This window comes from Mesorhizobium sp. M8A.F.Ca.ET.181.01.1.1 (genome assembly GCF_004792025.1).
In the GTDB taxonomy this organism is placed as follows: Bacteria; Pseudomonadota; Alphaproteobacteria; order Rhizobiales; family Rhizobiaceae; genus Mesorhizobium.
Window position 1 is genome coordinate 122,533 of the sequence record NZ_SRTV01000008.1, and the last position, 21,262, is coordinate 143,794.

Consider the following 21,262-nt stretch of genomic DNA (forward strand, 5'->3'; position numbering starts at 1 on the left):
GCTGGCTCCAGATGTCGGACTATTCGTCACCGGGAACGCCATAGCTTGGCGCACCGGACGGATTGAGAGCGCGCGTGACATAGGCGTCGAGCTGGGGCTTGTAGATCTCCCACAGCGCCGCCAACTGCTCGATCGGGCAGTCCTCGGTCCAGTCGCAACGCAGGTCCGCGACCGGCCATGAAACATCGCGCACCAGCTTCATGCCGGCGGAGCGGACAGGTCCCGCCTCCCCGCCTGCATCGAGCGCGGCCCGCATGGTGGCGATCAGCCGGTCGCCGAGATCGCCTTCGGAGGCGAGAAAGGCGTCGACCATGGCTTGCGGAACCCTGTCGCTGGCAAGCAGATTGCCGCCGCAGGCGACGTCCTCGCCGCGCGCCTCGGCCCAGATGCCGAGTGCTTTCGGTCCCGAATGGATTGCGCTGCCGCCGGCCGCGTCGACCGCCAACACCTGCCGGTATTCGCTGAAAGCGGCCGTGCGCTTCAGAATCGCGACGGCTTCAGCGGCGGAGGCACCTCGCGCCATCAGCTCCAGCGCCCGTGGCCCGAGCGTCGGGTCCGTGACGTTCTGGCTGGCAACCGCGCCGACGCCGGCCTGCGCGTAGGCGCAGCGGGCCGCGACGGCGGGAGACGACGAGGACACCGCCACTCCGAACATGCCTGTGCGCCGGCACCGCGCGACGATGGAGAAGGTCATGGCCTAGTCCGGGATGATGGCTGTGCATCATCCGGGATTACGGCGGTGCCGTCGATCTCGACCAGCCATTCCGGCCGCGCCAGGGCCGATACGACAAGGCCGGTCGAAACCGGATGCACGCCTTTGATGTATTCGCCCATTGTCCGGTAGACGGCTTCGCGATGGCGCACGTCTGTCAGATAGATCACCACCTTGACCAGATGCTCCATCGTGCCGCCGCATTCCTCGATGAGCTGCTTGATGTTCTGCATGACCTTGTGGGTCTGCTCGACCGGATCGTGGCTGCCGATGTTTTTGGCGGTGTCGAGATCCTGCGGGCATTGGCCGCGCAGATAGATCGTGCGGCCACCTCGCGTGACGACCGCCTGGCACAGATCATTGTCGAGCTTCTGCTCGGGATAGGTATCCTTGGTATTGAAGGTGCGAATTCGCGTATGCGCCATATTGGTCTCCATCAGGTCGGGCTCGCGGCGTCGTCGGCTTTGGTCAGGCGTCCACGGGCTCGCGTTTCGCGGCGGCGTGATAGGCCAGATATTTGCGCTGCGTCGAAATACGGTCGGCCACGTGCTTGGCGTCGTGCCAGACGCCCCAGATAAAACTGGAACCCCTTCTCGATTGCCAGGGCAGGCCCAGGAAATAGATCCCTGGCTCGGTCGAGACGCCGCGGTGGTGCCTTGGCCTTCCCTTCTCGTCAAAGGCATCGACCTTCAGCCAACTGTAATCGGCGGCAAAACCCGTCGCCCAGATGATCGCCGCTATCCCCGCCTCGGCCAGGTGCAGTTCGCGGATCGGATTGGTCATGCATTCGGGATCCGGTTCGATCCGGCGGGCAGCGGGCTCTTCGGGAAGGTCGAGACCGTTGCGCGCCACATAGGCGTCGGCCTCGTCCAGCAGCGACATCAGATTGGCATCACCGCGGGCAATGTTCTTCGCAAGATCAGGCGCGAAGCTCATCAGCCCGTCCTGATAGGTCCTTGTCATGCCGACCAAGGTGAGCCCTTGCTTCGCCAGTCGGCGGAAATCGATCGTTTCGCCGCCGCGCGCGCCGCTCACCGCGATCGTCACATGTTCCGTGCCGGGTCCAGGGGTTTCGAGGTCCCATTTGCCGAGAACGCCCAGCCACCAGCAGAAATCGCGCCCGCGATAGGCCCGCGGCGGGCGATCGTGCGGGCCGACCGAGAGGTAGACGCGCTTGCCAGCGCGCTGAAGTTCGTCGGCGATCTGCACGCCCGAGGATCCCGCACCGACCACCAGGACCGCGCCCTTTGGCAGCTGATCGGGGTTGCGGTAGGCACTGGAATGGATTTGCAGAATGCCTGCCTCCTTGGGGACGAGAGGCGGGATTACGGGGACCTGGAAAGGTCCGGTCGCGGCGACGATGCTGTTTGCCTCGATCGCGCCATTGGACGTCTCGACCCGGAATCCGGGCCGGCCGACATTTCTTTGCACAAGCCTGACTTCGACGCCGCTGCGGATCGGCGCATCGATCTGCTTTGCGTAAGCCACAAAATAGTCGGCAACCTCCTCCTTGGAGGGAAAGCCATCGGGACCCGTAATCGGAAACTCCATGCCCGGGAAGCGGTCGTGCCAGGCCGGGCCATTGGCAACCAGGGAATCCCACCGCTGCGAGCGCCAGCGCTCGGCAATGCGGCCGCGTTCGAGAACGAGATGAGGCACCCCGCACTTACTCAGGTGCTCGCTCATGGCCACCCCCGCCTGGCCACCGCCAACGACAAGCGTGTCTATCGTCTCAACCGACATGCCCAGTCCTCTCCTGACCATCCGACAGCTCCTGCCGCACGGGACGAAAGCCGATTTCCGGCGGCTGGCAGACGCAGCCTGGGTGATCCATTTCGCCGTGTTCCGGACAAGCCGCTTGCGCCATCCGGTCTCCCTATTGGCGCTCACAAGTAGCAGCACGTGGCGGTGGGCGCCCATAACGAATCTCCGAAGTCACGCGTAACCATTTCCGAATTTCTCGCGCCGACAGACGCATCTACAGTTTCAGCGATCGGGTCCGCGGCGCCGCATGAGGTGGCGGGCGAAGCCGGGCACGGGTCGGCACGGAACAGGAGGCGCTCCCCCGTTCCGCAATGCCTCGAGCCGGCATTCTCGAGGGGCCGCTATGAAGACTGAAAGCTATGATACATTGTCGTCGGCGCGGGTTCGGCCGGCTGCGTGGTGGCCAATCGGCTGAGTGCCGATCCCTCGGTCAGAGTGTGCCTGATAGAGGCAGGCGGCAGCGACAACAGCCTGCGGGTCAGCGTGCCGGCAGGCATTCTGTCGCTCTATGGCAACCCGAACTACGACTATTGTTTCGTCGGCGTGCCACAGCCCCATCTCAACAACCGCAGCATTCCAGTCAACCGGGGCAAGGCGCTGGGCGGATCGAGTTCGATCAACTCGATGGTCTATATTCGCGGCGCCGCTGAGGACTATGACGAATGGGCCGGGCTCGGCTGCGCCGGCTGGGCCTACAGCGACGTGCTGCCCGTGTTCAGGAAACTGGAGCGCAACCTGATCGCCCAGGACCCGCGCTATCACGGCACGGACGGCGAGCTTATGGTCGACAACCCGCGCGATCCGAACGTGCTTTCGGGCATGTTCGTCAAGGCCGGCGAACATGCCGGCCTGCCTGCCAACGCAGATTTCAATGCCAAGAGCCAGTTCGGCGTCGGGGTCTACAACGTCACGCAGAACCGGGGCCAGCGCTTCAGCAGCTTCACCGCTTTCATGCGTCCGGTGCTCAATCGCAAGAACTTGACCCTGCTCAGTGCATGCGAGGTGATCGACCTTGTCATCGCCGAAGGACGCGCGACTGGACTGCGCGTGCGCCATGACGGCCAGGAGAAAATGCTCTCGGCCAACCACGAGATCGTGCTCTGTGCCGGAGCCATCAACTCGCCCAAGATCCTGATGGCGTCCGGCATCGGCCCCGCGGACGAGTTGCGGCGGATCGGCATCACGCCGGTTCTCGACCTGCCCGGCGTCGGCAAGAACCTGCAGGACCACATAGACGGCATGATCACCGTGCGCTCCAGGAGCACCAGGACGCTCGGCCTGTCGCTTGCCAACCTGCCCCGCATCGCGGCAGCACCGTTCCAGTATTTCGCGCGCCGCAAGGGCATGCTCACCACCAATTATGTCGAGGCTGGCGGCTTTGCGAAAACCAGGCATGCGAACGGCCTGCCCGACATTCAGTTCCACTTCGTGCCGGGCTATCGCAGCCACCGCGGCAGGCTCATCGAATATGGCCATGGCTATGCCATTCATACCTGCGTGCTCAGACCCAAAAGCGCGGGCGAGATCAGGTTGTCACGCGACAGTTCTCGGCGCGACGTTCTGATCGACCACCGTTTCTTCGCGGATGAAGAGGACGCCATGGTGCTTGTCGAAGGCATCAAGATCGCGCGCAAGATCCTCGCCGCATCCGAGTTCGATCCGGTGCGTGGCAAGGAAGTGCTCCCAGGCAAGGATGTCCGCAGCGACGACGAGATCCTCGCCTATCTACGCGCCGAGGCGCTGACCGTCTACCACCCGGTCGGGACCTGCAAGATGGGGACCGACGCGATGGCGGTCGTCGATCCGGCGACGCTGAAAGTGCGTGGCGTGGATGGCCTCCGGGTGGCGGATGCGTCGGTCATGCCGAAGCTGATCGGCGGCAACACCAACGCGCCAAGCATGATGATCGGCCAGAAGGTTTCGGAGATGATCCTCGGCTCGGGACATCGCGGTGGCAAGTAGGCCATCGCTGTTCTGGTGAACCGTCGCAAACGTCCAGAATTGTCTTAAGCCCTCCAAACGTCGTCATTCTATGGCGGAGCAAGGAGCGAAGCGACGCGCGCAGACCATAGAATCCATTCCGTTACGCTAAGGCGTTGCTACCGTGCAGAATTCTGCTCCGCTGCGTCGCTCGGCCAAGGTCACGGAATGGATCCTCGGGTCCGCTTCGCTCCCGCTCCGCCCGTGGATGACGAAGCAGAGAGGCTTCGGCCAATTCCCAGCATCCGCGCTGAAAGCCTGCAGCCTTTTCAGAGGCCCCATGTCGAGAGACTGGTTCAGTGGTCCTCGTCGATCTCGTCGTGCAAGAGGCCGAGGATGCGGCGCTTGAGCGCGATGAACTCGGGTTCGAGGATCACGTCCATCGAGCGCGGCCTGGGGATCTCGACCTTGATCTCGGCCTTGATCTTGCCGGGCCGGGCCGTCATCACCAGGACGCGATCGCCCAGGACGAGCGCCTCGTCTATATCGTGGGTAACGAACAGGACCGTTTTTTGCTGCCGCTCCCAGACACACAAAAGCAGTTTCTGCATGGTGCCGCGGGTCTGGCTGTCCAGGGCGCCGAAGGGCTCGTCCATCAACAGAACGGCCGGGTCGTTGGCAAGGGCACGCGCGATCGCCACGCGTTGCTTCATGCCGCCGGAAAGCTGAGCGGGGTAGTGGTCGGCAAAGGGCGCGAGGCCGACCTCGTCGAGATACTGGTCGACGATCTGCTTGCGCTGCCCCGCCGGCAGACCCTTGCGCCTGGGCCCATATTCGATGTTGGCGCGCACCGTGAGCCAGGGAAACAAGGTGTAGCTCTGGAACACCATGCCTCTGTCGGGGCCAGGCTCGATCACCTCCCTGCCATCGACCTTGATGCTGCCCGAAGTCGCGTCATTGAGGCCGGCCGCAAGGTAGAGCAGGCTGGATTTGCCGCATCCCGAAGGGCCGACGATGACGCAGAATTCATTCCTTGCCACCCCCAGCGACACATCGTCCAGCGCCAGCACGCCGTTGGCGTCGCCGTAACGCAATGTCACGTCTTCGATGGCCATCGTCGTGCCGGTCGGGCGCGGATCGCCGGTCGTCGAGGCCGTGCCGGCCAGATTTTTCGCCTTGATGGTTTCGGTCATTGCCATCCTTGATCCGACTGCGGTTTGCGAGCTTGCGTTCAAAATCAGGGTGCCCATGGCGCGACCCTCGCCCGGACAAGACGGAACGCCGTGTCGGTTATGAGGCCGAGAAGGCCGATGGCGGCGATCGCCATAAAGATCACATCGACCTGAAAACCTCGCATCGCCTTCAGGCTGATGTAGCCAAGGCCGCTCGACGCGGCAACGAGTTCGGCCACCACCAGATAGGTCCAGGCCCAGCCCATGGTGACGCGAAGCGTGTCGAGGATCGCTGGAAGCGCTGCGGGGAAAATGACGTGCCACACGGCTTCGCTGCGCTTCGTGCCGAGGGTGTAGGAGGCGTTGACCAGATCCCTGGATACGCCGCGCGCGCAGTCGGAAATCATCACGAGCTGCTGGAAGAAGGTGCCGAAGAAGATCACTGCTATGCGCTGCTCGATGCCGATGCCGATCCAGAGGATGAACAGGGGCACGAACGAGGTCACGGGCAAGTATCGGATGAAGTTGACCAGGGGCTCGAGCGGCGCCTGCACCACCCGGTAGGTCCCCATCCACAGTCCCAGCGGGACCGAGATCAGCGAGGAGACGATGAAGCCCAGGATCACCACCTTCGCGCTGGTCAAGGTGTGGTAGAAAAGGCTGCCGTCCAAAGACATGCGATAGGTCGTCTGTAGCACGGTTCCGGGCGTCGGCAGGAACATGTTCGGCACAACGCGGCCATAGGACAGCATCGCCCAGCCGCCGATCACGACCACCCACATCGCCAGGGCCAGCGTTGTCGCCGTGCTGGCGGGAATGTTGGCGAATGGGGTCGTCAGGCGCGTCCACGCCGTCCGCCTCTGTGCCATGGGATGGTCTCCGTTGATCTTCTGAAACACGAAGCTCTGGCGAAAAAACCGGGTTCGGCCCAGACGGACCGACCCGGTTTTTCGAAGGCTCACTGTTCCCTGATGAAATCGGTGTCGAGGATTGTCTTCGCGTCGATCGTCATCTTGAGCTTGCCGGCCTTGCCCCAGATGTCCTGCGCGAAGTTCACCAGGTCGGACGCCTCGCTCTTCTGCGGCGTGCCGAAGAATTCCAGGTTGCGATCGCGGTCGTAATAGCGCACGCCCTTGGCGCCGGCGGCGAAATCCTCGGGCTTTTCGAGATAGCCGCCAATGCCCTTGGCCATGATCTCATAGGCCTTTTCCGGATTGGTCTTGATGTATTCGACCGCCTTGTAATAGCCCTTGACGAGGGCCTTCACGTCTTCGGGATGCTTTTCGATCAGATCGCATTTGAGAGCGATCACATCGACGATCAGGCCGGGGGTGGTCGTGGAATCGATCAGCACCTTGCCCTTGCCGCCCTTGCGGACTTCGGTGAGGTGAGGCTCCCAGGTCACCGCGGCGGGAACCTGGCCGGCGATGAAGGCGGTCGCCGCGTCATCGGCGGTCATGTTGGTGATGGTGACGTCGTCCTCGGTCATGCCTTCCTTTTTCAGGAGCACGTTGAACCAGAATTCGGAAACGGAGCCCTCGTTCAAGGCCACCTGCTGGCCCTTCAGATCCTTGAGCGCCTTGACGTCGGGCTGCGTCACGACGCCATCACCGCCATGGCTGTCGTCCAGCGCCAGGACGTATTTGAAACAGAGATCGTCGGAGCGGTACTTCATCAGCTCGTCGACGGTGGAGGCGGCGCCATCGAGATCGCCGCCGGCGACCGCCGCCATGTAAAGCGCTGATTCTTCTATGATCTTCAGGTCGACATCGACGCCGGCCTCCTTGAAGTAACCAAGGTCGCGGGCAAGAAACAGCGGCCCGTATCCAACCCAGGTCGTCATGCCAAGACGAATGGCGCCTGCGTTGGCTGGCGCCGCAAGCCCCAGGCCCAGCAGGCCTGCGCCGACCGCGCCCATCAGGCAATTTCGGAATGTCTTCATTGTCGTCGTTCCCCTATGGCTGTTGCCGGCATCGGCCTCATGCAAGCGGCGTATGCCGGCTGTGTTTCGGCAGCCGCTCTTGTTTGGGCGTCGCCTCCCAGCGAGCCTTGCGTGTTTTAAGGTCCGCAAGAGAGCATCCGGACCGGATCGCAAAAAGAAGTCTTTTTCTGCCCATTGCTTCGTCGAAACCGAAGCGCGGTCGATAGCCAAATCGGCGACCTAGTGCCGGTCTTCATGCATGGATTGCGGGAGCCAGCCGTTTGGTTATTTTCGTACAAATGTTTTTTCGTGACACGCTGGGCGGGTGGTTTTATGAATCCGGTGATCGATCCGCGCGTCCGGCATGCCTTCTGGTGCGCAATGCCTGATCGCTTCGGGCCGGTTCGAGACCAAAGGTGACGCCCATGCGGGAATTGCCGAAAGACATTGACGCCGATGTGGTGATCGAAATCAGCAGGTTGCTGGACGACAGCGCTCTTTTCGCGCCTGTCCGGGTTCATGAACTCACAGCAAGGGTAAGGCAGAAAGTGAAGACGGGTTTGCCGGACCGTTCAATTGAAGAGCTGATCGTGGAAATGGCCTCCTTGCGTCGGTTGGCCATGGCCTTCGAGCTGCCTGGATCGGAAAATGTGGTGCAAATTCCAGAGCGACTCCTACGCTGACCGGGTCACGCGCTCCACAAGGCGGTCAGGACAAGCGACGCCTCGAGCACCTGGGCACCGGTCTCATTGCGCACCTTGACGGTGATCTTGACCAGGTCGCGATCCGGCATTTCGTCACGGGCGACATCCTGCAAAATGCGAATGGCTTCTGCTCTCGCTTGTTCTCGCGATTCGAACGGCTGGCCATCGTCGTCCGGCACGAGGCCATCGCCGTTATAAAGATCGAAATGATACCGTTTCATTTTCGGGCAGCCTCGGACACCTCTAGCGTGCTAAATACTTGTCGACGCTGGTGGTTCCCTCTCTGCTCCGGCGTTTGCCCCAGAATGCTCTCGGGCTGTCAAATGATAGTGTCCGCCATCGTCCGAAGGCCTAGGGTCCGAATGCTATCCTTGCGTCCGAGACAGTTGGCGATCGGCGTTTCAACCCCGATCCCTTCGAGGCCATCATGTTAGAGTCTCTCTATCTGCAACTCGGCCAGCACGACACAGTGTCGGACGAAGAGAAGGCCTTGTTGGCCGAAACGGTTTGTTTCGGACGGGACTTCGAAAAGGGGCAGGATCTGGTCAAGGCGGGGTCGCGGCCAACCTATAGCACCATGCTGCTGGATGGCTTGGCGGCACGCTATAAAGTGCTCGAGGACGGCGGCCGGCAGTTCACGTCCTTGCAGGTGCCCGGCGACTTTGTCGATCTCCACGCCTTTTTGCTCAAGACCATGGATCACGGTATCGTCGCGCTGTCGCCTTGCCGGGTGATGTTCGCGGATCACAACAAGCTGAAAGCCATTACCGAACAGGCCCCTCACCTGACCCGGTTGTTGTGGCTGGACACGCTGGTCGATGGCGCCATTCATCGCGAATGGATCGTGGCGATGGGCCGCCGTTCCAAGACCTCGCACCTGGCCCATCTCATGTGCGAATTGTTCGTGCGCCTGCAGGCGGTGAAACGCACCAACGGCATGAGCTTCCATCTACCGCTGTCACAGGCCGAAATGGCCGACGTGCTTGGGTTGTCGGTCGTGCACATGAACCGGGTGATCGGGGGCTTGAAAAAGATCAAGGTGATCACCTGGACGAACCATGTGGTCACCATTCTGGACTGGGACCAACTTGCCAGGCTTGCCGAGTTCGATCCCACCTATCTGAGCATCAACAACGAACCGAGATAAACAGGCTTGGCTCAATTTGCGGTGCTGCTGTTCTCGTCAAAAAACTGAATGCCCCGCACAGCAGCCTTCTTGGTGATCAAGCCTTTCAGATCCGCATCCGATCGCTCTGTGCCGGTCCGCTCCCGCAGCATGGCTATGGCGGCTTGCATCGACGAAAAGGGACGGTCCTGCAACTCGTCGAGAATGGCGTCCACCGACGCCGCGACGTTTGTCGGTTCGGGATTTATCGACATGGCCTTCCGTCCGACTCGCCTGCCTAATCGGCATGGCAGGTGTTCAAAGGCGCTTGATACCACCCAGCTTCAAGCGAAGCCTTTGGCCCTCGGCATAGGCCAGGGCAAAGGATTCGAGGTCGAATTGGCAGGTCGTTTCCTCACCGCCGCCGATCACACGGACGAACCATTCACCGCAGCCTTCGACGACCTCGATCCGGGTTCCGACTTTGCTTTTGTGCTGGGTATCGTGCACGGCTTTCCTCGCAAGCATCAGCCAACGCGGGATTCTCGCACCAGAACGAGGTTCCGTCATTTAAATTTGATGTCTTTGCGCTGTACGAGTTTTGCCAAACCGTGCCGAGCCAATCTGTCGCGCCGGCGGCATAAAACGCGGCTCGCACAGGATTAGGCTCGGGAGCCCTAAACAGAAGATCCAATAGCTTGGCAAAGCCGATGGTACCGTTGGCTGGGATCGAACCAGCGACCTCCGGATCCACAATCCGGCGCTCTAACCATCTGAGCTACAACGGCACGTCTTAACGTTGGTAGCAGGATCGAGGTGGAAGGTTCACTCTCCGCGATCCGCTCTGTCGTTCGGCGATGCGTCCATACGGGCTTCTGGATTCTAATTCAAGGCTTTTGCAAAGCAAAGGCCACTTCCCCACAGCGGTGCAGCTTTCGCCGGGCAAAGAAAAAGGCCGGCGGGAGGAGGTGCCGGCCTTTTCCTGTTACGAGCCAGCGGGAGGAGGTGCTGGCTGGTCACCCCGGAGGTGGAGGGAGGAGGTTCCACCCGCCGGGTATTCGCTCGACCGTCACTATCTCACATCTATTTGTCCGACAAAATGCGACCTTTTGTTGCATCCGCGGACGATGCGCAATTATTAGGCGGCCTTGATTTCCTTGATCGCCTTCTCGAAAGCGGTCTTGATCGGCTTCGAGACATCCTCGGCCGCCTTGGAGGCGACAGCCTGGAAATCCTTGGCCTGCTCGACGGTCAGTTCGACGCGCTTGCGCAGGAAGGCGGTCTGCAACTCGACGACTTCCGACAGCGACTTGGCGCCGATCAGGGCTTCGAGATGCGAGAAGCCGGCCTCGGCATTGGCGCGCAGCGCGGCAATGGTCTTGAGCGACAGGTCGCTGGAAACAGTCTTGGCGGTCTCGTAGGTCGACTCCAGAGCCTTCTGGGTCTCCTCGGCACCGGTCTTGAGCTTGGCGTAGGCCTCTTTCGACTGCTCAACGCCCTTTTCGGCGAAAGCGCGCATCTGGTCGGTGGCCTTGGAAGCGTCGAAGCTCGGGAATTCAACGTGTTCGATCGTCTCGGCAGTCTTGGTCCTGGACATTTTCCATCCTTTTCAGCGGCAGCGGCTTTGACAGAAAGCCGTCTCGTTCATGTATGATGGCAATATAAAGGCAAATTTTGTGCATTGCAATATCCTTGTTGCAGTGCACAAAAAACGTTTTTGGCCGTTAACCAAACAGCCAGAATTCAGCCTTTGCACGTTCTGGCTTGTGGACCTTCGTGGCTGCGGCTTTTATTAACAAAGCGTTAACTGCAAATCGCCGCTCCGTGAGGGTCCGCCAAGCGCATGCCGTCCGAATATTCCTTCCTCGACGTCGCCGTGCTCGACGCGGTCCGCCAGCGGTTTGCCGCCGGCGACGCGATCGCGATCCTGTCGGTGGACCTCGAGCAGGTCATCTGGGCCAATGGGCCGGGCGCCGCCATGTTCGGCTATCCCGATATCGAGGCGATCATCGGCGCCTCGGCGCGGCTGCCGCTGGTCGCGCGCCGTCAGATCATGGCGACCAGCGGTTTCCCGCAGATCGGCGGCGATCGCTCGATCACGGTGCGCCTGGCGACCGGCATGACCAGCCGCGCCGTCGGCTTTCTTGCCAGTGCCCTGACGCTGCCCGATGGCGAGCATGCCATCATGCTGGCCGTGCCGGCGGCGCAGACCGGCTCGCGCAGTGCCGCCGAGATCGCCAACCGGGCGATCAGCGGCCTTACCGAGGACGGCCATTTCATTGCCTTTATCGATGCCAAGGGCAATGTCGAGGCCGCCTCGCAGGGATTTTCAGCACTCGGCATCCAGCCCGCGACACTGGCGGCCCTGGTGGCCGACGTCGCGGCCGAGGGCGAGCGCATCGTCAAGCGCCTCGTTCCGGGCGGCAGAACCTCCTACCCGGCGGGCCTCGCCCGGCTGACGCCGGAGCGGCATCTGCTGGTGGTGATCGACGAGGATCAACTCGAGGACAGCGCATCTGGCGCTTCGGCGGACGGCTCGTCCGCGGCAACGGAACGCCCTGCCAAGGAGATTGACCGCACAACGGAGGTGGCGGAAACCGCCACGGTCGAATCCGGGTCTCGGCAGAACAATCAGCCGACGGCCGATGTTTCGCGGCCGGAGGCGACCAAACAGCCCGCTGCCGCTGCCGAGACCGAACAGGCGCCCGCCCCTTCCAGGCCCGTGGCTGACGATAGGCCGGAACAGGCAACGCGGGAGATCGAGGAACCGACAGGCCCGACACCGGTCGCCGCCGACAATGATCAGCCGGCGGCGGGCACGCCGGCACAGCACGATCATTGGTATTTCCATGCTGGGGAAGACGACGCGTCAACCGCGCCGGAACCGAAAGGCGGGACCGAAGCGGTTGGCCCCGAAACTTCAGCGGACAGCGTGAAGCAGGCCATCTCGCCTACGGCCCCGGCCGCAACCGTGGCCACCCGCAGGATAGACCGCTCGGCGGCACCGTTGCGTTTTGTCTGGCGTACCGACGCCGAGGGCAAGTTCAGCGCGCTGTCGCCGGAATTCGCCGATATCGTCGGCCATCCGGCAGCCGACGTGATCGGTCGACGCTTCAGGGATGTCGCGGCGGCCTTCGGTCTTGATGCGTCCGGCGAGATCGCCGGCCTGCTGGAGCGGCGCGACACTTGGTCCGGCCGCTCGGTGCTGTGGCCGGTCGTCGGCACCGACCTGAAGATACCCGTCGACCTGGCGGCATTGCCCGTCTATGGCCGCAGCCGCGCCTTCGAAGGTTTTCGCGGCTTCGGCGTCGCGCGAACCGGGGATGCGGTCGTCGATCCGGAAGCGATCGGCATGGCACTGGTGCCCAATGGCGCAATGCCGGCGGGACCGAAACCCGAGGCCGTGAAGACGGCGCCTGAACAACCCGAGGCCGAGGGGCCGAAGGTATCGGACCCGTTCAAGGGCGAAGTGCCGGCGCTGACCATCGTACCGAAACCGGAGCGGCGCTTTGCCGACAAGGTCATCCGGCTGGCCGAACACCGGCAACCGGCCAATGACAAGGGACTGTCGACGCTGGAACGCAGCGCGTTCCGCGAGATCGGCGAGCGGCTGAAGAAAGAAAGTTCGCCGGAGGCTGAACCGGCCGAGCCGGCAAGGCAGGCGGACCCAGATGCCGGGACAGGCCCTTTGTCGGAGCCGCACCACGCGACCAAGCCCGCGACCGATGCGACGCCGCCGGCGGACATCGCCACCCCAGATACCAAACCAGCAGACTCGAGCCAGGAACCGGCGACCGGCCAGGCGCATGGTATGCCAACGCCTGATGCGCAAGACGCACCGGACGCGGGCGAACCCTCCCTGAGCGATGCCGAGGATCAAAGGGATCTTGCGCGGCTCGACGGTGCGCAAGCGGACCAGGTCGAACAACAGGCGCCGAGCTCCGAATCCTCGCCGCCGGCGGCCTCGGGCTCCCTGCTCGACTACGCCGATAAAGAGGACAAGCCTGCTGATGTCGCCGACGGCAGCGACGAGGCCACAGCGCCCGAGGCACAAGAGATAATCGCGACGAAAGCGATGGCCGAGGATCGCGAGGCGCCAGCGCAGGCAGGATCCGCCAAGTCACCGCCAGCTGATGACGACGACATGACGGCGGACGATTTACGCGACGCCGAAGACAATGAGGATTGGACCGACGAGGACGCGACTGCATCCGGCGAGGAACCGATTGCTGCCCCCGGCCGAAGCGGCGGCCCGGATGATGCGGCCGGGACATTTGCCGAGCGGCCACGCCTGCAAGTGCCACCACTCAAAACCGAAGGATTCATGCCGTCGGCCTTTTCCGTCGGTAGCGAAAACAAGACGCCGGATACATCGCTGCTCGGCAAGCTGCCCGTGCCGCTGATCATCCATTCGGGCGACCAGTTGCACTATGCCAACGACGAATTCCTCGACCTGACCGGATACGAGACGCTGGAGGACCTGGAGGAAGCGGGTGGCCTCGGCGCTTTGTTTGCCGATCCTTATGCCGATGACGGCGCTTTCGACGGCAGCGACCGGGCTCTGCGGCTGAAGACGCGCGACGGACAGGAATTTCCTATCGACGCCATCCTGCGCTCCGTGCCCTGGCGCGACGGCAGGGCGCTGATGCTGGTCGTTCGCCGTTCCGGCGAGGATGATGCCCCCGCGGCGGCGCACGCGATTGGCGAGGGGCCAACGCAGCCCGACATTTCCGAGCTCAAGGCACGCATCGCCGAGATGCGTACCATCATCGACACCGCCACCGACGGGGTCGTGCTGATCGGCAGCGACGGCACCATCCGTTCGATCAGCCGCCCAGCCGAGGCGCTGTTCGGTTTCGACAGCGACGAGGTGACCGGCAAGCCTTTCGCCTCGCTGTTTGCCATCGAGAGCCAACGCGCGGCGCGCGACTATCTCACCGGCCTGTCGGAGCCTGGCGTGGCGAGCGTGTTGAATGACGGCCGCGAGGTGATCGGCCGCGAAGCACAGGGGCGCTTCATCCCCCTGTTCATGACCATCGGCCGGCTGCCCAACGACAGCGGCTTCTGCGCCGTGGTACGCGACATCACACAGTGGAAGCGGGCCGAGGAGGATCTCACCCAGGCGCGTGCGGTGGCCGAACGCGCTTCCTCGCAGAAAACCGATTTCCTCGCCCGCATCAGCCACGAGATCCGCACGCCGCTCAATGCCATTATCGGCTTTTCCGAGCTGATGGTCGACGAGAAGTTCGGGCCGGTCGCCAATGACCGCTACCGCGACTACCTGCGCGACATCAACCGCTCGGGCAACCACGTGCTCGACCTAGTCAACGATCTCCTGGACATCTCGAAGATCGAGGCCGGCCAGCAGGAAATGGCTTATGAGGCGGTGTCGCTCAACGATACGCTGGCCGAAACCGTGGCGATGATGCAGCCACAGGCCAACCGCGAACGCGTCATCATCCGCTCCAGCTTCGCCTCGCGGCTGCCGGAAGTGGTGGCGGATTTGCGCAGCGTGCGCCAGATCGCGCTCAACATCCTGTCCAACGCCGTCCGCTACACCCAGGCCGGCGGCCAGGTGATCGTCTCGACCGCCTATGAGACCTCGGGTGACGTCGTCATGCGGGTGCGCGACACCGGCATCGGCATGAGCCAGGCCGAGATCGAGCAGGCGCTGAAGCCGTTCAAGCAGATCAACGCCCTGAAGCGCGGGCGCGGCGACGGCACCGGCCTTGGCCTGCCGCTGACCAAGGCGATGGTGGAAGCCAACCGCGCCCGGTTCACCATCAATTCGACGCCCGGCGAAGGCACGCTGGTCGAAGTCGCCTTCCCGTCGACCCGGGTGCTCGCCGAGTAAGGTGAGCCTCCGCGGCAGCGGTTCTGCCGCAAGCTTTGCAGTTTCCGCGCGGTGATATTGGCTGCCCGCCGAATCCGGGACCGTCGGGAAAATCGTTCGGCCGCCGGAACAAAGCCTGCAGGCGCTTGTTAGGCACACAGCACGATGTGTGCCTAACAAGGATCTATTCATGAAAAATCGGCTGTTACTGGCCGCGCTCGGCGCGGCCACGGCAATCACCTTTGCCATGCCTGCCCTGGCCGCGGACAAGGCGCAGGACTTCATCGACAAGGCGGCGTCCGGCGGGATGTTCGAGGTGGAATCGAGCAAGATCGCCGAAGGGAAGGCGCAGGATCAAAGCGTCAAGGACTTCGCCCAGAAGATGATCGCTGATCATGGCGCGGCCAATGCTAAACTCGAGACGATCGCCGGCGAGCAGAAGCTGCAGGTGCCGTCGGCAACGGACGCCAAGCACAAGAGCGATATTGACGCTCTGCAAAGCGCGAAGGATCCGGTCGACAAATCTTACGTGCAGATGCAGCGCGATGCCCATGCCGATGCGGTGAAGCTGTTCGACGGCTACGCCAAGGACGGCGACAACGCGCAGTTGAAGACGTTTGCGCAGCAGACCTTGCCGACGCTCAAGATGCATCAGGACATGATCGAGAAGATCGCTTCCACGATGGATGACAAGTCTTCCGCGACGGGTTCGACGACCCCTGCCGTCACCACGACCGACACGGCAAATCCGTCCGCCCCGGTGCCGGGCGCCAACAGCTTCACCGAAGATCAGGCCAAGAGCCGCATCCAGGATGCCGGCTTCTCGGATGTGTCCGCGTTGAACAAGGACGAACAGGGCATCTGGCGCGGACAGGCGACCAAGGACGGCAAGAAGACGGCCGTCGCGCTCGACTACCAGGGCAACGTCGTTGCCGGCACCAACTGAACAGCAAATCTGGAGATCTTGACCATGAAAACCGTGACCGGACTTTTCGACAATTATGATGACGCTTCCGATGCTGTCGGCGAGCTGGAGGCAAGCGGAGTGCCGCACGCCGATATCAGCATCGTCGCCAACAATTCGACCGAATGGTACGACGGGGATGACGACCGCTCCAATGCCGCCGAGGATGCCGCCAGCGGCGCGGGTGTGGGTGCCGTCATCGGCGGTGCGGGTGGCTTGCTGGCCGGGCTCGGCATCGTGGCCATTCCCGGCGTCGGCCCGGTGGTGGCCGCCGGCTGGCTGGCCGCCACTGCTGTCGGCGCCGTTGGAGGCGCTGTCGTCGGCGGAGCTGCCGGCGGAATCGTCGGGGCACTGACGGAGTCCGGAGTCCCAGAAAGGGATGCCCATGTTTATGCGGAAGGTGTGCGCCGTGGCGGCACGCTGGTGACAGCCAAGGTCGATGATCAGTTGGCTGGCCAAGCCGAGCGGATTCTCGGACAAGCCAATTCGGTCAATCTGGAAGACCGCCGCAGCGCATACGAGGCCGACGGCTGGACGGGTTTCGACAGCAACGCCAAGGCCTTCACACCCGATGAGATCGAAAGCGATCGCGGGCGCTACGCCAATCGCCCTTGATCCCCTCGCCCGCCGCCAAAGGCGGCGGGGGAAAGTCTGCCGCGCGCAAGCCCGCATCGAAGCTCGAAGGAACACGCTAAATGGCCAAGGCACCACGCCGCAACGGCAACACCGCCGCTATTCACGATCAGACCTTGACGAGAGGTGATGGCGGTGAATTGCACCAGCGCGCCGAAAGCGACGGCGCGGTATTGACCACGGCCCAGGGCGGACCGGTCTCGGACGATCAGAACTCGCTGAAGATCGGACCGCGAGGACCGACGGTCCTCGAGGATTTCCACTTTCGCGAAAAGATTTTCCACTTCGACCATGAACGCATACCCGAGCGGGTCGTGCACGCGCGCGGCTACGGAGCGCATGGCTATTTCGAGACCTATGACTCGCTCGCCAAATACACCCGGGCCGACATTTTCCAGCGCGCCCGCGAGAAGACGCCAGCCTTCGTCCGGTTCTCGACGGTTGCCGGGTCGAAGGGCTCATTCGATCTGGCGCGCGACGTCCGCGGCTTCGCGGTGAAGCTTTATACGAAGGAAGGAAACTGGGACATTGTCGGCAACAATATACCGGTTTTCTTCATCCAGGACGCGATCAAGTTTCCGGACATGGTGCATGCCGTCAAGGAAGAGCCCGACCGGGCGTTTCCACAGGCCCAGTCCGCACACGACAATTTCTGGGATTTCATCTCGCTGACGCCAGAGTCCATGCATATGATCATGTGGGTCATGTCGGACCGCGCGATCCCGCGTTCCTTCCGCTTCATGGAAGGGTTTGGGGTGCACACGTTCCGGTTTTTGAACGCCAAGGACGAATCGACATTCGTCAAATTTCACTGGAAGCCGAAATTCGGCCTGCAGTCGGTGGCCTGGAACGAGGCGGTGAAAATCAACGGTGCCGACCCGGACTTCCATCGCCGCGACCTCTGGCAGGCCATCCAATCCGGCAATTTCCCGGAATGGGAACTCAGGGTTCAGCTCTTCGACCAGGATTTCGCCGACAGCTTCGATTTCGATGTCCTGGATGCGACCAAGTTAATTCCGGAAGAGGTGCTCGAGCCGATCCCGGTCGGCCGCCTGGTGCTCGACCGCATGCCCGACAATTTCTTCGCCGAAACCGAGCAGGTGGCGTTCATGACGCAGAACGTCCCGCCTGGGGTCGACTTTTCCAACGATCCTTTGCTGCAGGGCCGGAACTTCTCGTATCTCGACACGCAGTTGAAGCGCCTGGGCGGCCCGAACTTCACGCACATCCCCATCAACGCGCCGAAGTGCCCGTTCAACCACTTCCAGCAGGATGGGCATATGGCCATGCGCAATCCTGTGGGCAGGACAAACTACCAGCCAAATTCATTCGATGAAGGCCCGAGGGAATCGCCTCAGCGCGGCTTTCGTTCCTTCGCCGACGCCGAAGCCGGACAAAAACTACGCCTGCGCGCCGAGAGTTTCGCGGACCATTACAGCCAGGCGCGGCAGTTCTTCAACAGCCAGACCCCGCCCGAGCAGCGGCACATAGCGATGGCTCTGACCTTCGAGCTGAGCAAGGTCGAGACACCGGTCATACGCGAGCGAATGGTCGCCCATCTCATGAATATCGACGAAGGACTTGCCGTAACCGTTGCCGACAGGCTGGGCATCAAGGAATTGCCCAGACCGGCGGACGCCGCAATCGTGCCGAGGAACGATCTCGCACCGTCGCCGGCGCTCAGCATCATCCAGAACGGACCGGAAAGTTTCGCGGGCCGCAAGGTCGGCGTGCTTGTCAGCGCGGGCGCGGATGCCGCGCTTCTGAAGCGGCTGCAATCGGCGGTCGAGAAGGAGGGAGCCACCATGGAAGTGGTCGCCCCCAAGGTCGGTGGCGTCGAGGCCAGCGATGGAAGCTGGATCGAGGCCCGGCATATGATCGACGGCGGTCCCTCCGTCCTGTTCGACGCCGTCGCCCTCGTCCTGTCGGACGAGGGGGCGCAACGGCTGACCGGCGAGGCAGCGGCGCGCGACTTCGTCGCCGACGCATTCGCCCACTGCAAGTTCATCGCCTTCACGGCCGCTTCTGTGCCGCTGCTGCAGAAAGCGGGCGTCGACCCGAAGGCCGATGAGGGCATGATTGACCTGACCGACCCCAAAGCTGTTGCCGGCTTTGTGGAATCATGCCGCAAACTCCGTCTCTGGGGGCGGGAAATGGCTGTAAAACTGTGATCAGCCTGCGCCCTTCTGCGAGCCGAGTGCACCGACGAAGCCTTGGGAAGAGACTGCTCCGGTAAAAGAAAAGGCGCCCAAAGGACGCCTTAAGAGATGGGATTGCTGTCACAACGGGGGCTTGAGCTGAATTCAGCTCCTCGGGGGCTGAGGAACGGGATTTCTCCCTCAAGTTACATGCGACTATCGACGCCGGCCCTTAACAAGTCCTTACCGGGTCGCCAAAAAATTTACGAATGTGTACCACTCGTGAAATCTAGGTAAATTCGCGCGACATATTTCGTTAACCATGCCGGTTGCGGTCACTGCGCAAGTTGCGGCAGGTTCCTGAATAGCTCCAGCGCTTCCGGGTTGGCGAGCGCTTCCTTGTTCTTGATGGCGCGGCCGTGCACGACATCGCGCACCGCAAGCTCGGTGATCTTGCCCGACTTGGTGCGGGGGATGTCCGACACGGCGACGATCCGGGCCGGAACATGGCGCGGGCTGGCGCCGGTGCGGATCTTGGCGCGGATGCGTTTTTCCAGATCCTCGTCGAATTGGACACCAGCGGCCAGCCGCACGAACAGCACGACGCGCACGTCATTGTCGAAATCCTGGCCGATGCACAGCGCCTCCAGGATTTCGGGCATCTGCTCGACCTGGTTGTAGATTTCCGCCGTGCCGATGCGCACGCCACCTGGATTGAGCGTCGCGTCCGAGCGGCCGTGGATGACCATGCCGCCATGACCGGTCCATTCGGCGAAATCGCCATGGCACCAGACATTGTCGAAACGCTCGAAATAGGCGGCTTGGTATTTCTTGCCGTCGGGATCGTTCCAGAAGCCGATCGGCATGGACGGGAAAGCCTTGGTGCAAACCAGTTCGCCCTTCGCCTGCCTGACCGGCTTGCCGTCATCATCCCAGACGTCGACGGCGAGGCCGAGGCCCGGCCCCTGGATCTCTCCTGTCCAGACCGGCTCGATCGGCACGCCGAGCACGAAGCACGAGACGATATCGGTGCCACCGGACACCGAGGCCAGGTGCACATCCTTCTTGATGCCGTCATAGACGAAGCGGAAATCCTCGGGCGAAAGCGGCGATCCGGTGGAGGAGATGGCGCGCACCGTCGACAGATCATGGCTGCGGATCGGCTTGAGACCGGCCTTGCGCACCGAATCGATGAACTTGGCCGAAGTGCCGAAGAAGGTCATCTTCTCGGCATCGGCGAGGTCGAACAGCACATTACCGTCGGGATAGAAGGGTGAACCGTCGTAGAGCAGCAGCGTGGCGCCGGAGGCAAGACCCGATACCAGCCAGTTCCACATCATCCAGCCGCAGGTGGTGAAGTAGAAGAAGCGGTCGCCATCACCGAGGCCGGCATGCAGCCGGTGTTCCTTGGCATGCTGGATCAGCGTGCCGCCGGCCGAATGGACGATGCATTTGGGAATGCCGGTGGTGCCGGACGAAAACAGGATGTAGAGCGGATGCGAAAACGGCAGCCGCTCGAAGGTGACTGGTTTGACGGCGAAGGGCGACAGCGCCTCTTCCATCGCCACGGCCTTGTCGATGGTATCGGCAACATCCGCGGATGTGCCGAGATAGTCGACGAGCAGAACCTTGCGGACGCTGCCGAGCCTGGCCGCGACCGCCTTGACCTTGTCGGCGACCTCGATCGCCTTGCCATTGTACCAATAGCCGTCCGGCGCGATGAAGACGACAGGCTCGATCTGGCCGAACCGGTCGAGCACACCCTGCTCGCCGAAATCAGGAGAACAGGATGACCACACCGCCCCGATCGAGGCCGCGGCCAGCATGGCGGCGACGGCTTCGGGCATGTTGGGCATCATTGCCGCGATACGGTCACCCTTCTTCACCTTAAGCGACAGGAAAAGCTGCTGCAGGCGCGAAACCAGGCCATGCAATTCGTTCCACGACAGCCGCCTCTCGACCTTGTCCTCGCCGCGAAAGACGATTGCTTCGCCGGCACCGGTCTTCTTCAGAAGGTTTTCGGCGAAATTCAGCGACGCGTCCGGGAAGAACGAAGCGCCGGGCATCTTGCCGCCATCAAGTAGCAGTCGCTCGCCCTTGTCGCCTTCAAGTCCGCAGAAATCCCAGACGAGATCCCAGAACGCCTCCCGGTTCTCGACCGACCAGCGATGAAGATCGGTATAGGACGAGAACGGACTGCCGGTAGTCGTTGCCGCGGCCTTCATGAAGGCGGTCAAGGGGGAGGCATCAATCTGGTCTTGCGTCGGGGTCCAGAGCGGTACTTCGCCAGCCATGATCGATCCTCCCACGGTCGCCATCGCTTATGCATATCGCAGCGCAGCAGAGCAAGATTTTGTTGGGCCGATGCGCCCAGGTGTGCGCAAATGCCATCGCTG

General features: G+C 62.5%; 18 protein-coding genes and 1 tRNA gene. 7 read left to right on the top strand and 12 right to left on the bottom strand.

Features of this window, described 5'->3' with window-relative positions; translation table 11 throughout:
* Positions 1-19 precede the first annotated feature (19 nt).
* Genes EN824_RS25730 through EN824_RS25740 form a run of 3 tightly spaced genes read right to left on the bottom strand, consistent with a single transcriptional unit; the run spans position 20 to position 2,455 of the window.
* Positions 20-694: a DUF1028 domain-containing protein gene (locus EN824_RS25730; RefSeq protein WP_127870874.1), complete on the bottom strand. Its 675-nt coding sequence runs from the start codon at positions 692-694 to the stop codon at positions 20-22.
* The gene (locus EN824_RS25735; RefSeq protein ID WP_127870873.1) at positions 691-1,137 is read right to left on the bottom strand and encodes a RidA family protein; all 447 of its coding nucleotides are present in this window, start codon (positions 1,135-1,137) and stop codon (positions 691-693) included. Before EN824_RS25735 ends, EN824_RS25730 begins: the two co-directional genes overlap by 4 nt.
* Positions 1,138-1,180: 43 nt before the next feature.
* Positions 1,181-2,455 carry an NAD(P)/FAD-dependent oxidoreductase gene (locus EN824_RS25740; RefSeq protein WP_135932854.1) on the bottom strand — a complete coding sequence of 425 codons (1,275 nt, stop codon included), beginning with the start codon at positions 2,453-2,455 and terminating at the stop codon, positions 1,181-1,183.
* A gap of 420 nt (positions 2,456-2,875) precedes the next feature.
* Between EN824_RS25740 and EN824_RS25745 the strand changes: the two genes are divergently transcribed.
* The gene (locus EN824_RS25745) at positions 2,876-4,438 is read left to right on the top strand and encodes a GMC family oxidoreductase N-terminal domain-containing protein (RefSeq protein ID WP_245521013.1); all 1,563 of its coding nucleotides are present in this window, start codon (positions 2,876-2,878) and stop codon (positions 4,436-4,438) included.
* 314 nt (positions 4,439-4,752) lie between these two features.
* Here the strand turns inward: EN824_RS25745 and EN824_RS25750 are convergent, their stop codons facing one another.
* The 3 genes from EN824_RS25750 to EN824_RS25760 form a co-directional block, all read right to left on the bottom strand.
* Positions 4,753-5,511 carry an ABC transporter ATP-binding protein gene (locus EN824_RS25750; protein ID WP_245521021.1) on the bottom strand — a complete coding sequence of 253 codons (759 nt, stop codon included), beginning with the start codon at positions 5,509-5,511 and terminating at the stop codon, positions 4,753-4,755.
* 122 nt (positions 5,512-5,633) lie between these two features.
* Positions 5,634-6,437: an ABC transporter permease gene (locus EN824_RS25755; protein WP_135880988.1), complete on the bottom strand. Its 804-nt coding sequence runs from the start codon at positions 6,435-6,437 to the stop codon at positions 5,634-5,636.
* A gap of 89 nt (positions 6,438-6,526) precedes the next feature.
* Positions 6,527-7,510: an ABC transporter substrate-binding protein gene (locus EN824_RS25760; RefSeq protein ID WP_127870868.1), complete on the bottom strand. Its 984-nt coding sequence runs from the start codon at positions 7,508-7,510 to the stop codon at positions 6,527-6,529.
* A gap of 404 nt (positions 7,511-7,914) precedes the next feature.
* Here EN824_RS25760 and EN824_RS25765 point away from each other — a divergent pair, with 404 nt between their 5' ends.
* On the top strand, positions 7,915-8,172 hold the full coding sequence (locus EN824_RS25765) for a hypothetical protein (protein WP_127276936.1): 258 nt from the start codon (positions 7,915-7,917) through the stop codon (positions 8,170-8,172).
* A gap of 5 nt (positions 8,173-8,177) precedes the next feature.
* Here EN824_RS25765 and EN824_RS25770 read toward each other — a convergent pair whose 3' ends face one another.
* A complete protein-coding gene (locus EN824_RS25770; RefSeq protein WP_127276934.1) occupies positions 8,178-8,414 on the bottom strand; it encodes a hypothetical protein in 237 nt (78 codons plus the stop codon).
* Positions 8,415-8,620: 206 nt separating this feature from the next.
* On the opposite strand from EN824_RS25770, the gene EN824_RS25775 reads away from it, so the two are divergent.
* Positions 8,621-9,340, top strand: a complete 720-nt coding sequence (locus EN824_RS25775) for a Crp/Fnr family transcriptional regulator (protein ID WP_135932857.1) — start codon at positions 8,621-8,623, stop codon at positions 9,338-9,340.
* Between the two features lie 11 nt (positions 9,341-9,351).
* On the opposite strand, the gene EN824_RS25780 is transcribed toward EN824_RS25775, so the two are convergent.
* The 4 genes from EN824_RS25780 to EN824_RS25795 form a co-directional block, all read right to left on the bottom strand.
* Positions 9,352-9,573, bottom strand: a complete 222-nt coding sequence (locus tag EN824_RS25780) for a hypothetical protein (protein ID WP_127870867.1) — start codon at positions 9,571-9,573, stop codon at positions 9,352-9,354.
* A 43-nt stretch (positions 9,574-9,616) separates the two neighbouring features.
* Positions 9,617-9,808, bottom strand: a complete 192-nt coding sequence (locus tag EN824_RS25785; RefSeq protein WP_245464296.1) for a hypothetical protein — start codon at positions 9,806-9,808, stop codon at positions 9,617-9,619.
* Between the two features lie 201 nt (positions 9,809-10,009).
* A tRNA-His gene (locus EN824_RS25790) sits at positions 10,010-10,086 on the bottom strand.
* 350 nt (positions 10,087-10,436) lie between these two features.
* Positions 10,437-10,895 (bottom strand): phasin, encoded by a 459-nt coding sequence (locus EN824_RS25795; RefSeq protein WP_135916946.1) that lies wholly within the window; start codon positions 10,893-10,895, stop codon positions 10,437-10,439.
* 246 nt (positions 10,896-11,141) lie between these two features.
* On the opposite strand from EN824_RS25795, the gene EN824_RS25800 reads away from it, so the two are divergent.
* The 4 genes from EN824_RS25800 (at position 11,142) to EN824_RS25815 (ending at position 18,899) form a co-directional block, all read left to right on the top strand.
* Complete coding sequence (locus EN824_RS25800) at positions 11,142-15,152, top strand: PAS domain S-box protein (RefSeq protein WP_135932858.1); 4,011 nt, start codon at positions 11,142-11,144, stop codon at positions 15,150-15,152.
* 169 nt (positions 15,153-15,321) lie between these two features.
* Positions 15,322-16,077, top strand: a complete 756-nt coding sequence (locus EN824_RS25805) for a DUF4142 domain-containing protein (protein ID WP_127870864.1) — start codon at positions 15,322-15,324, stop codon at positions 16,075-16,077.
* 24 nt (positions 16,078-16,101) lie between these two features.
* Positions 16,102-16,710, top strand: coding sequence for a general stress protein (locus EN824_RS25810; protein WP_127870863.1), 609 nt, complete (start codon positions 16,102-16,104; stop codon positions 16,708-16,710).
* Between the two features lie 80 nt (positions 16,711-16,790).
* A complete protein-coding gene (locus EN824_RS25815) occupies positions 16,791-18,899 on the top strand; it encodes a catalase (protein WP_127870862.1) in 2,109 nt (702 codons plus the stop codon).
* Between the two features lie 302 nt (positions 18,900-19,201).
* Here the strand turns inward: EN824_RS25815 and EN824_RS25820 are convergent, their stop codons facing one another.
* Positions 19,202-21,160 (bottom strand): acetoacetate--CoA ligase, encoded by a 1,959-nt coding sequence (locus EN824_RS25820; protein WP_127870861.1) that lies wholly within the window; start codon positions 21,158-21,160, stop codon positions 19,202-19,204.
* Positions 21,161-21,262 lie beyond the last annotated feature (102 nt).